The following is a 12,434-nucleotide window of genomic DNA, read 5'->3' as shown; positions in this document are numbered from 1 at the left end:
AAGCTCCGGAAGGCGACACACGCGCCTATCCCAGAATCTTTTTCCGAAGAAGGTCGTTCACCACGGCGGGGTTGGCCTTGCCGCCGGTCCCCTTCATGACCTGACCGACAAACCACCCAAGAAGCTTGTCTTTTCCGCTTCGGACCTCCTCGACCTTGTCCGGGTTGGCGGCGATGACCTCGTCGATGGCGGCCTCGATGGCGCCGGTGTCGGTCACCTGGCGCAGACCCCGCTCCTCGACGATGGCCTCGGCCTCGGCCCCGGTTTCCATCATGATCTCGAAGACATCTTTCGCGATGCGTCCGTTAATCACGTCCGAGGTCATCAGGTCCAGAAGACGGCCCAGCGCGCCCGAGGTGACGGGCGACTCGGCAAGGGAGAGACCGGCCTTCGACAGGGCTCCGAACAGGTTGTTGATCACCCAGTTTGCCGCCAGCTTGCCGTCCCGGTCCTTGGCGACCTCCTCGAAGAAGTCCGCGTTGGCCTGATCGACCACCAGCACCGAGGCATCGTAGGGCGTGAGCCCGTAATCCGCGATGAAGCGTTCCTTCTTCTCGTCCGGCAGCTCCGGCAGGGTGGCCCGCACCTTGCTGATGAACTCCTCGTCCAGCTCCAGAGGCAGAAGGTCCGGATCCGGGAAGTAGCGGTAGTCGTGGGCGTGCTCCTTGGAGCGCATGGACCGGGTTTCCCCCCGGGAGGGGTCGAACAGGCGGGTTTCCTGAAGCACCTCGCCCCCGGACTCCCAGACCTCGACCTGACGGCGGGCCTCCACCTCGATGGCCTGCATGACGAAGCGCACCGAGTTCACGTTCTTGATCTCGCAGCGGGTGCGCAGCCCCTCCTCGCCCTCGCGGCGGACAGAGACGTTCACGTCACAGCGCAGGGAGCCCTCCTCCATGTTCCCGTCACAGGTGCCGAGGTAGCGGAGGATGGAGCGCAGCTTGCGCAGGTAGGCGCCCGCCTCGTCCGGAGCCCGCAGGTCCGGATGGGAGACGATCTCCATCAGCGCGATGCCGGCCCGGTTCAGGTCGATCAGCGACGCCCCGGGCACCTGGTCGTGGATGGACTTGCCCGCGTCCTGCTCCAGGTGCAGGCGCTCGATGCCCACGGTGCGCGACGAGCCGTCGGGCATGTCCAGCACCAGGTGACCCTCGCCCACGATGGGCTTGTCAAACTGGCTGATCTGGTAGCCCTGCGGCAGGTCCGCATAGAAGTAGTTCTTGCGCGCAAAGACCGAGTGGCGGTTGATCCGGGCGCGAAGGCCCAGTCCCGTGCGCACCGCCTGCTCGACGCAGTGGGCGTTGATCACCGGCAGCAGGCCCGGGAAGGCCGCGTCCACCAGGGAGACCTGGTCGTTCGGCTCGCCGCCGTAGCAGGCGGAGGCCCCGGAGAACAGCTTGGACTCGCTGACCACCTGGGCGTGAACCTCCAGGCCGACCACCACGGTCCAGCGGCCCGTATTCCCTTCAATCGCGTAGGTCATGGCTCAGACCTCCTTTCCGGCAAACATCGGTGCGCCGGAGAAGGCGCAGGCACGCTCCAGCACCAGGGCCGCGTTCAGGAGGGTCTCCTCCTGGAAATGCCGCCCCACAAGCTGAAGTCCCAGCGGCAGCCCCTGCCCCGACAGGCCCGCAGGCATGGACAGGGCCGGAAGACCGGCGAGGGAGGTCGGAACGGTGAACACGTCATTCAGGTACAGGGTCAGGGGATCCGTCGGCTCCTCGTCGAGGGCGAAGGCCGGCGTGGGGGTGGTCGGGGTCAGCAGCACATCCACCGAGCCGAACGCCTCCAGGAAGTCCCGGGTGATCAGGCGGCGCACGCGCTGGGCCTTCAGGTAGTAGGCGTCATAGAAGCCGGCGGACAGGGCGTACGTCCCGATCAGGATCCTGCGCTGCACCTCGGGACCGAAGCCCGCGCCGCGGGTGCGGCTGTACATCTCGTCCAGGGTCTTGCCCTCGACCCGCAGGCCGTAGCGCACGCCGTCATAGCGCGCGAGGTTCGAGGACGCCTCGGCCGACGACAGGATGTAATAGGTGGCGAGAGCGTGATCCGTGTGCGGAAGGGACACCTCCACCACCTCGGCGCCCGCGTCCCGGAGCATCTCCACACCCCGGTCCCACAGGGCGCTCACCTCGGGGTCCAGACCGTCGGCCCGGTACTCCCGGGGCACGCCGACGCGCAGGCCGCGGATGTCCCCGGTCAGGGCGTTCTCGAAGTTGGGAACCTCCACCGGAGCGCTGGTGGAATCCAGCGGGTCGTGCCCGGCCATGGCCGACAGCATCAGGGCCGCATCCTTCACCGAGCGGGTCATGGGACCGGCCTGGTCGAGGGAGCTTGCAAACGCGATGATGCCCCGGCGCGAGCAGCGGCCGTAGGTGGGCTTCAGGCCCACGATGCCGCAGAAGGCCGCGGGCTGGCGGATGGAGCCGCCCGTGTCGGTGCCGGTGGCGGCCAGGGCAATCCGTCCGGCCACAGCCGCCGCCGAGCCCCCGGAGGAGCCTCCCGGCGCCAGGGCCGCATCGTCACCGGTGCGCTTCCAGGGGTTCACCGCCGGACCGAAGAACGAGGTCCGGTTCGACGAGCCCATGGCGAATTCGTCCAGGTTGGTCTTGCCCAGCGTGACCGCACCCGCACGGGCCAGGTTCCGGCCCACGGTGCTGTCATAGGGCGGCACGAAGTTTTCCAGCATCCGGGAGGCCGCGGTGGTGCGCACCCCCTTCGTGCAGAACAGATCCTTCAGGGCCACCGGCAGGCCTTCCATCAGGCCGACGGTGCCGGTCGCGCGACGGGCGTCCGACTGGCGGGCCTGTTCCAGGGCCTGCTCCGGGGTCTCGGTGATGTAGGCGCCCAGGGCGCGGGAGGCCTCCATGGCCCGGATGTGGGCCTCGGTCAGCTCCACGGCGGTAAAGTCACCCTTTGCCAGGCCGTCACGGGCCTCGACCAGGGTCAGATCAGTCAGTACGGTCACAGGATTTACTCCACCATCCGGGGCACAACGAAGCAGTTGCTGTTTTTCTCGGGGGCGTTGGACAGCACGTCGTCAACGCAGCCTCCGTCCGTCACCGCGTCCGGGCGCCAGGACAGGGCCAGGTTGGCCACACTGGCCATGGGCTCGACCCCCTGGGTGTCCACCTGCTCCAGTTGCTCGACCCAGGTGAGAATGGAGGAAAGCTCCCGGGCCAGCGTTTCCTGCCGGTCTTCGGGAATATCAATGCGTGCAAGGAAAGCGATATTCGCCACCGTGGTTTTGTCCAGAGCCATGACGTCAAGACGCTCCGCTGATAAGGAAAGGGAAAAGACCCCTTTCTTTAGCCCCCTTGAGCGCGCATCGCAATCGCTTGTGTGAGCCGCGCCGAAAAACCACAGGATTGCCACACGCCCCCGGACACACCGGCACCGCCCCCGGCACCGGACACGACTCCGGGTATCCGGGAACCCGGAGCGCCACCCGGATCCGGTATCCGGGAACCGCAAAGAGGGCCACTTGCCCGCAGTTTTTTACCGCTTCCATGTTGCACATGTTGCCCTGCGGGAATTTCGTCTATACTCCTCGGGCCCCCACGCGGGCCCTGCCCCGAAACCGAGGACCAAAGAGGAAGAACCATGGCCAGACCTGTCCCCCTGATCGCCGGCAACTGGAAAATGAACGGCCTGACGGCCTCCACCCGCTCGCTGGCGTCCGAGCTGGCAACCCGTGTCCGCTCGGACAGGGATCTGGGCTTCGAGATGCTGATCTGCCCGCCCTTCACCATGCTCTCCACCGCCGCCGAGCTGGTGCGCGACTGCGCCCTGAAGCTGGGCGCGCAGGACTGCCACACGGCCTCCTCCGGCGCCCATACCGGGGACATCTCGCCCGCCATGCTGCGGGATGTGGGCTGCGAGTATGTGATCCTGGGCCACTCGGAGCGCCGCACCGACCACGGCGAGACCTGCGCCCTTGTGCGCGCCAAGACCCGGGCCGCCCTGGATGCGGGCCTGAAGGTCATTGTCTGCGTGGGCGAGACCGAGGCCCAGCGCGATGCGGGCGAGACCCTTCGTGTGGTGGCCGACCAGGTCACCGGCTCCCTGCCCGAGGGCGTGACGGCCGAGACCCTTGTGGTCGCCTACGAGCCCGTCTGGGCCATCGGCACGGGGCGCACCCCCACCACCGCCGAGGTGGCCGAGGTCCACGCCGCCCTGCGCCAGACCCTGGGCACGATCCTGGGGACCGGGGCCGCGGAGGGCGTGCGCCTGCTGTACGGTGGCTCGGTCAAGCCCGACAACGCCCGGGAGCTTCTGGCCCTGGACAACGTCAACGGAGCCCTGGTGGGCGGCGCCAGCCTGAAAGTGGACGATTTCTGGGCCATCGCCTCGGCGGTCTAGCCCCACACCGGTCTGCCCGGCCCCGCTCCGGCGGGAACACCACACGGAAGCGCACCCGAGGGTGCGCTTTTTCTCTGGTCAAGCCTGTCTGCAGAGGGTAAAACCGACCCCGTCGGGTTCTGCGGCAGATACTCCCTGCCCCGCAGGCCCCTTTTCTGATTGTCCGGTCTCACATCCGCCCGCTTCCGGCCGCCCCTTTCGGGCGGGAACGTTTCCCGCGGGCCTCGGGAAGTCTGTCTCATGCTCATCACTGTCCTTCTGGTTATTCACGTCATTGTCGCTGCACTTATGATCGGCCTGATCCTGATGCAGCGTGCCGAGGGAGGAGCGCTGGGAATCGGCGGCGGCGGCGGCGGCATGCAGACCCGTCCGCCCGCGAACCTTCTGACCCGCTCGACGGCCATTCTCGCGGCGGTCTTCATGATCCTGAGCCTCTGCCTCACGCTGCTGTCCAAGCGGGACTCCCGTGACCTGTCGCCGATCCTGGATGACGCCCCCTACCGCCCGGTCCCCGCGGCCGAGGCCCCGGCGCCCACGCACGACCCGTCGCTTCCCGCTCCGCCGGACAGCGAGCCCGAGGCCGATTCCTGGGCTCCGAAATCCGAGCCCGCGGGCCAGGCACCGGCGGCCGCACCCTGAGGGTCCGGTGACACAGGAGCGTTCCATACTGCACGAAGGGGGCTTTTGCCCCCTTCCTCTCTTTTTTCCGGACCGGAAACGCTCTATAGATAGTCCGTGCCCCCGCGGCGGCCTGACCATGGCCCCCCTGTCGTTTTTCATTCCTGAAACCCGGTACCCATGACACGTTTCATCTTCATCACCGGCGGCGTGGTGTCCTCCCTTGGAAAGGGGATGGCCTCGGCGGCGCTGGGCGCTCTTTTGCAGGCCCGCGGCTACCGCGTGCGCCTTCGCAAGCTCGACCCCTACCTGAATGTGGACCCGGGTACCATCAGCCCAACCCAGCACGGGGAGGTCTTCGTCACCGACGACGGCGCGGAAACGGACCTGGACCTGGGCCACTACGAGCGCTTCACGGGCGTGTGCGCCCGTCGCGGCGACAACGTGACCACCGGGCGCATCTACTCGAACGTCCTTGCGAAGGAGCGGCGCGGCGACTACCTGGGCAACACGGTCCAGGTGATCCCCCACGTCACGAACGCCATCAAGGACTTCGCCACCGCCGACGTGGAGGACGAGGACTTCGTCCTGTGCGAGATCGGCGGCACGGTCGGTGACATCGAGAGCCTCCCCTTCCTGGAGGCCATCCGCCAGCTGCGCAACGAGCTGGGCACGGACCGGACCATGATGATCCATCTGACCTGGCTGCCCTGGATCCCCTCGGCGGGCGAGCTGAAGACCAAGCCCACCCAGCACTCGGTGAAAGAGCTCCTGTCGGCGGGCATCCAGCCGGACCTGCTGATGTGCCGCTCGGATCGGCCCATCCCCAAGGCCGAGCGCGACAAGATCGCCCTGTTTTGCAACCTGCGTCCCGAGGCGGTCATCCCGGCCCTGGACGTGGACACCATCTATCAGGTGCCCGTGGCCTACCATGAGCAGGGCCTGGACGTTCAGGTCATCCGCTACTTCGGGCTGGAGGAGCAGGCGGCTCCGGACCTGTCGCGCTGGCACGACGTGGTCTCCCGCGTGCGCTCGCCCGAGGGCGAGGTCACGGTGGCCGTGGTCGGCAAGTACACCGCCCTGCTCGACAGCTACAAGTCCCTGGCCGAGGCCCTGGTGCACGGCGGCATCGCCAACAACGTCCGGGTCAAGCTGGCCTGGATTGACTCCGAGATCTTCGAGCAGCCCGACACCATCCAGCGCCTAGAGGGCGTGCAGGGCATTCTGGTGCCCGGCGGCTTCGGCGAGCGGGGGACCGACGGCAAGATCAACGCGGCCCGCTTCGCGCGCGAGCATGATGTGCCGTTCCTGGGCATCTGCTTCGGCATGCAGATGGCCACCATCGAGTTCGCCCGCAGCGTGGCCGGGATTCCCGATGCCAACTCGTCCGAGTTCGAGCCGGACCTGACCGACCCCCTGGTGGGTCTCATGACCCAGTGGAAGCAGGGCGAGGAGCATTTCCGCCGCACCCGGGGCAGCGACCTGGGCGGCACCATGCGGCTGGGCTCGTACGAATGCCACATCCTGCCAGGCACCCGCGCCCACGAGATCTACGGCAAGACCGTGATTTCCGAGCGCCACCGCCACCGCTACGAGGTCAACATCGGCTACCGCGAGCGACTCGAGGCGGCCGGGCTGGTGTTCTCCGGGCTCTCGCCGGACGGTGTCCTGCCGGAAATCGTCGAGATCCCCGACCTGTCCTGGTTCGTGGCCGTGCAGTTCCACCCGGAGCTGAAGTCCCGGCCCTTCGATCCCCACCCGCTGTTCACCTCGTTTGTCGGGGCTGCGGTGGCCAAGTCCCGGCTCGTCTGAGCCGGGGCCCGGTCCGGCCGCGGATCCCCGCCCCCGCCACGCTGCCCCCTGACCCCGCTTCAGGGCCCGGGAGGGCTCCGGTTCTGTTCCGGGGCCGCCCCGCCCTGAACGTTTCCGGTTCCCCTCCACCCCTCGGGAGATGGTCTGCATGAAGCCCCGTCACGTCACCGCCGGTCCGGTCACCTTCGGAAACGATCTCCCGTTTGTCCTGATTGCAGGGCCGTGCCAGATGGAATCCCGGGAGCACGCCCTGGACATGGCCCACGCCCTGGCCGACCTGTGCCGGAGCGAGAACGTCCCGTTTGTCTTCAAGACCTCGTTCGACAAGGCCAACCGCACGTCCCTGTCGGGCAAGCGCGGCATGGGGCTCGAGGCCGCCCTGCCCGTCTTCCGGGAGGTCCGCGAGACCGTGGGCTGCCCCGTCCTGACCGACATCCACGAGCCCGACCAGTGCGCGCCCGTGGGAGAGGTCGTGGACATTCTCCAGATCCCCGCCTTCCTGTGCCGTCAGACCGACCTGCTTGTGGCAGCGGCAAAAACCGGGCGTGTGGTCAACATCAAGAAGGGCCAGTTCCTGGCGCCCTGGGACATTCCCCACTCGGTGGGCAAGGTCGAGGGCTCGGGGAACGCCAATATCCTCCTGACCGAGCGGGGCAGCAGCTTCGGCTACAACACCCTGGTCACGGACATGCGCTCGTTCCCCATCATGGCAAACGCCACCGGATGCCCGGTCATCGTGGACGCCACCCACGCGGTGCAGCAGCCCGGCGGACTGGGCGGAGCCTCGGGCGGAGACCGCCGCTTCGCGCCCGTGATGGCGCGGGCCGCCGTCGCCACCGGCGTTGCGGGCGTCTTCATCGAGACCCACCGGGATCCGGACAGCGCCCCCTCGGACGGCGCCAACATGATCCGCCTGGACGACATGAGCGCGCTCATCCGCATCCTGAAGGATCTGGACGCGGTGGCAAAGACCCATCCCATCCGCCTGTAAACCCCAAACAGGCCGGTCAATCCGGGAAAGACCGGGAGAGGCGCCCCTGCCTCCCCGGAAAAGGGGCCCACTCCACCCCCTCGCCTCCCCCTTGCCTCCCCAGACCCCCGTCCGGCGCCCCCACCGGTCCGGCGCTTGCGGGCCCGGGTCTGTACCCGGCTTCCATGCCCGTCCGGCCGGCGCCAACCCCGCGCGGGCCACGGGCCCCGTTCCGCGTCCCTCCCGCCCGGCCCCGACCGGCTGCCGCACACAGGCCCGCCCCGCAGCGAACCGACCGCACCCGCCCTCCTTGGAGGGCTTTTTTTGTGCCCGATCGCCATCAGACGCGCTTCCCCTGCCGCCTGAACCTCTCCCGGAGCGCCGACGGAGGGCAAACCCCGGCACGCGACCGAATCGGGACGGAGGGCGCACACAGGGCAGTTCCCGCGTCCACTTTCTACCAATTTGCATCCGATGCGTGGTGGTACAACTCCGGCAGCAACATTAAACATTGCAGCGGTGTTGTTTTTTACTTCGCCGAAAAAACAATATTGTACACGCGCCACATACAATCATCGCGAGTTACACCGCAACACATTGTTTTATATGCGACATACGAAAAAAGCCTAAAAAATACAGCGCACTAAACTATGCATGCACCAAAACACCCGAAGCACAAATCATCTCACACCCCCACGCTCAACCATAAGTATTATAACCACGATTCCACGTAATAGTACAACACAGATGAGTTGTTGTTTAATTTCACGCATAAAATCCACAGCATTGGATCGCATTTACAAGATAATTTTTGCTAAAATCATGAAATTAACTTTTATTTTGTCGATCATAAGCGTAGGGGTTGCCGTGGGTTGTGTGCCAACGACCCTTAAGTAAAGCCCGATCGCCAGATGAAGCCCCATACTTCAACGACGCGAGGTCCACGCCCTGCGGTGTGCACTGGCTATACAGCCGTGCACCCACCTGTTCTTTGCGTTTTTACGACGGAGACCCGCTCATGACTGTAATACGCGACGCCCGTTCGCCCTCCCTGACCGGGAAAACTGTTTCTGCCGGACAATTACTCCGCCTCTCTTCTCGCCCCGTCGCAAGTGTCGCTCTCGCCCTGGCGTTAACGGCCCTCGGCGTGAACCAGGCAGGGGCTGTGACCTGTGATGGAGCAACCTGCACACTTGCTGAGAATGAATCCGCAACGTGGAGCGACGTAAAATCCGCGGCTTCAGCGGCGGGGATGCCCACAGTGGCCCTGAAAGACATCCGGTTCACCGGGACCAATTCACAACTGCACTTTGATGAGACGCTCACGCTTGCAGCCACGGCAGGGACCGCCGATCAACGCCTCGTCGTCACCCCGTCAGACCTCGGTATTTTGAAAGTAATGGCAGAGAAGACCATTACGGTGTCGGGGAACAGGGCTCAGGCCCCGGGGGGCGCAATCAGCAATACCGGCACTCTGCGGTTCTCCAGGGAGGCGAACGGGCTTTACGAGTACACGGACAACGAAACCACCCAAGCCAAGGCGATGGGCGGGGCGATCTATTCAAGCGGCAAGCTGTTTATGAGATCACCCGTAGCGTTTGCAGACAACGCGGCCCGCAGCACGGCGGGCGCGGCAAACCCATCGGCCTCGGGCGGTGCCTTGATGAATCATCAGGGGGGGCGCCTTGAATTGTGGGGATACGCATCCTTTGAACGCAACACCGTGAGTGTCACAGGTGAACCGGGAAAGGCCACGGAGGCCCTGGCGCGAGGGGGCGCCATTGCCAACATCAGCGACATGTCCAATTTGCAGCCTGATTTTCTTGCTAAAAGGCATCTCCTTTTCAGTGAGAACAAAGCCGAAGCCGTCGGCGGTGAGGCTTATGGCGGCGCCATTTACAACAAAGGGTCGGGATCGACTATGAGTACCGCCCTCCTTAGACTGGAGGGAGGCGGTACCTTTACCGGGAACAGTGCCGTGGGTACAGGAACCGGGGGCAAGGGCTATGGCGGAGCAATTGCCAACATTCATAACGGGGATATGAAAATCCTCGGCACCGTGACATTTACAGAGAACAAGGCCAGCACGGCAGGAGGCGCCCTGTACAACTGTGCACAATATGGTGCAACCACTCAATTCGGCACGCCCTATACGCCGGCCGCCACCTCCGATAAAACCATTTTCACGCTGTTTCACAGGAACTCCGCTCCGACCGGAGGGGCGATTGCCAACGACGGCGGCAACAACCTCACCGCCGTCAAATTCGGGAGCAACACCTACACCGAGTTCAAAGGGAACACCGCGACAGCCGGAGATGGTGGAGCCATTTACAACGCGGGCGGCGACATGGAATTCCGGGGAAGCACCGATTTTACGGACAACTCCGCGACCGGTAAGGGCGGGGCGATCTATATCGGTCGGAACCGCGGCGTCACGCTTAATCCCCATCCGGGAAAAACCATTACATTTCAAGGGAACAAGGCGAACGGACAACCGAACTCGGTCTTCCTTGAGCCCCTGAGCAGTATCAGCAACCCGCAGACCTGGTTGAAGATCAACGCTGACTACGGCTCGGTCGAGATGCACGACCCCATGGGAGGGCACGCGAACGGGGGAAACATCCATCTTGAGAAAAGCGGAGCGGGCGTCTGGAGCCTCCACGGGAACAACCGGTTCACGGCGGAAAATAGCGGCTCGATCAATTTTACCCATATGAGTGGCCTACTGAACCTGGCCTCGGCGGGCACGACTCTTGCTCTCCAGGGAGATCAATCCGGCTTCGAGATCTACGCGACGTTGAAAGTCAGCGACACCGGCCAGAAGATAACCCTTGCAAACGCAGACGGCTCCCTCGGCGGCGGGATTTCTATCCATGACGGCGCCGTTTTGTCGTTCGACCTGTCCCGACACGCAGCCGACCCGAACACACCCATGCTGGAAATGAAGGCGAAACTGGTGACGCTGCCGGGTTCGGGCAACCCCTTCAGCATCGACCTTCTCCACTTTGATACCGTCACTGCGCCGAAGACCTGGACACTGTTCAGCCTTGAGGACAAGGACGGCCCGGTGAACCTGGCCTCGAAAGCCTCGCTCACCTATCGGGGGGAAGCCGTAACCGGCGGAACCCGTCTCGGCGACGTCCTGGAGATGAACGCCGCCGATCCGCGCAAGGTCACCGTCAAATCCGGCACGAACGCAGTCGCCACATGGAGCGGCGCCGATGGCGACAAGTGGGGTACGGTTGACAAAGTCTGGACAGCAGGCGGATCGACCACACAATCGTTCCTGCCCGGCGACGCCGCCCTGTTCACCTCTTCAGGCAAGGTCAAGGTGAACAAGGGGGGCATTGTGGTTGCGGGCATGGAGGTGCGCGGCGGCCAGCCCATAACCTTCAATTGCGAGAGCGACATTTCCCTGGGCACGATCCTTTCGGCCCGGGACACGGAAACCACTCTTGCTGACGCCGCCGCCGGATACACCCGGGCCCTCAAGGTCACCGGGGACGGAACCGATGCCGTGTTTAACGTGAACCTCGCGTTTGAAAAAGGCTACGACGTGGACACCGGCGCAACCATGACATTTGCGGGGCGGTCGATCTCCGGCGAGATCCGGAATGCCGGAACCTTTGTCTTCGACGTGCCCAAAAACAACCATATCCGGTCGGGAGAGGTCGCCTACGGCGGAGATACGGGCACGCTGTCCGGCATCGGCACAGTCCGCAAAACGGGCGACGGCAGCCTTTTCCTCACCGGGAACCACGCGGCAACGGGTCCTTTTCTGCTGGAAAAAGGTGTCCTTGGTGGCGCGTTCGAGTATGCCGGTACACTGAAGATCGCGAACGCCGGTGTAACCCTGGCGCCGGGCGGGGAAAGAACCGTGGGCGATATGAAGGTGAATGCCCTCGAGACCGATGGAAAGGCCTTCACCCTTGCGGTGCGTGTAAACCCCGATCGCGCCGACACGCTTCGGGTGGCCAGCGGCGATGTGACACTCGCGAGCGGATCGACCCTGACCGTGCGAAGTGCGGGGGGGACCGGCTGGTCCACGGACAAGATCTACCTCGTTCTGAAGGTCGAGGGGGCGACGAACAAGGTTGTAAACACGTTTCGCCTCAGTCCCTCGGCAGATCTCCCGTTTCTCGCGATTACGCAAATCCGTGTGGATGCGGATGACAAGCCTGTGGCCGATGACGTGGAAGCCAAGGGGATCGCGCTGTTCCCCAAATTCAAGGGTCCGGACCCCGGTCCGTCCCCCGCACCGCCCCCGGATCCGGATCCCAGGCCGACACCCGATCCGGATCCCAAGCCGGATCCCAAACCGGGTCCTGGGCCTGGTCCTGGGCCGGGTCCGTCGCCCAAACCCACCCCGCCCTCTCCGTGGGACGGGGCCACGCGCAACCAGATCTCCACCGGGCGCGCCATCGCCAGCATGGGCCCCGGGGCTGTGCAAGATGCCCTCATCAATGCCCAGCGGGACCGGGCCTTCGGCCTTCTGGACGAGCTCTCGGGCGACGCCCACGCCAACGTGGCCGGTGTCCTGCGCCAGGGCGCTCCCCGCCTGTCGCGCACACTGCTGAGCACCCTGTCCCAGCTCACCCCGGGCTCGGACGGCGTGCTGAATGAGGCCCGCATCCAGGTGGCCGCGGCTGACCCGGTCACCCTGTCTCCGGCG

At 65.2% G+C, this 12,434-nt stretch carries 8 protein-coding genes; 5 read left to right on the top strand and 3 right to left on the bottom strand.

Annotated features, from left to right (window positions below; genetic code table 11):
• Nucleotides 1-25 precede the first annotated feature (25 nt).
• The 3 genes from gatB to gatC are packed head-to-tail and all read right to left on the bottom strand — an operon-like array spanning nt 26 to nt 3,261.
• Nucleotides 26-1,483 (bottom strand): Asp-tRNA(Asn)/Glu-tRNA(Gln) amidotransferase subunit GatB, encoded by a 1,458-nt coding sequence (gene gatB, locus IHV25_RS03135; RefSeq protein WP_192533621.1) that lies wholly within the window; start codon nt 1,481-1,483, stop codon nt 26-28.
• A 3-nt stretch (nt 1,484-1,486) separates the two neighbouring features.
• Entirely contained in the window at nt 1,487-2,968 is a 1,482-nt protein-coding gene (gene gatA, locus IHV25_RS03130; RefSeq protein WP_192533620.1) for an Asp-tRNA(Asn)/Glu-tRNA(Gln) amidotransferase subunit GatA, read from the bottom strand.
• 5 nt (nt 2,969-2,973) lie between these two features.
• Nucleotides 2,974-3,261, bottom strand: a complete 288-nt coding sequence (gene gatC / locus IHV25_RS03125; protein ID WP_192533618.1) for an Asp-tRNA(Asn)/Glu-tRNA(Gln) amidotransferase subunit GatC — start codon at nt 3,259-3,261, stop codon at nt 2,974-2,976.
• Between the two features lie 342 nt (nt 3,262-3,603).
• Between gatC and tpiA the strand changes: the two genes are divergently transcribed.
• From tpiA to IHV25_RS03100, 5 genes are all read left to right on the top strand, one after another.
• Nucleotides 3,604-4,362, top strand: coding sequence for a triose-phosphate isomerase (gene tpiA / locus IHV25_RS03120; protein ID WP_192533616.1), 759 nt, complete (start codon nt 3,604-3,606; stop codon nt 4,360-4,362).
• A 240-nt stretch (nt 4,363-4,602) separates the two neighbouring features.
• A complete protein-coding gene (gene secG / locus IHV25_RS03115; RefSeq protein ID WP_192533615.1) occupies nt 4,603-5,001 on the top strand; it encodes a preprotein translocase subunit SecG in 399 nt (132 codons plus the stop codon).
• Nucleotides 5,002-5,160: 159 nt separating this feature from the next.
• Complete coding sequence (locus IHV25_RS03110) at nt 5,161-6,792, top strand: CTP synthase (RefSeq protein WP_192533613.1); 1,632 nt, start codon at nt 5,161-5,163, stop codon at nt 6,790-6,792.
• Nucleotides 6,793-6,940: 148 nt separating this feature from the next.
• On the top strand, nt 6,941-7,783 hold the full coding sequence (kdsA, locus tag IHV25_RS03105; protein WP_192533612.1) for a 3-deoxy-8-phosphooctulonate synthase: 843 nt from the start codon (nt 6,941-6,943) through the stop codon (nt 7,781-7,783).
• Nucleotides 7,784-9,683: 1,900 nt separating this feature from the next.
• Nucleotides 9,684-12,434, top strand: a 2,751-nt coding sequence (locus IHV25_RS03100; RefSeq protein ID WP_192533610.1) for a hypothetical protein, incomplete at its 3' end; no start/stop codon positions are given.

The sequence above is a fragment of the Phaeovibrio sulfidiphilus genome (genome assembly GCF_014861485.1).
GTDB classification, from domain to species: domain Bacteria; phylum Pseudomonadota; class Alphaproteobacteria; order Rhodospirillales; family Rhodospirillaceae; genus Phaeovibrio; species Phaeovibrio sulfidiphilus.
This window is presented reverse-complemented; position numbering and strand designations above follow the sequence as displayed.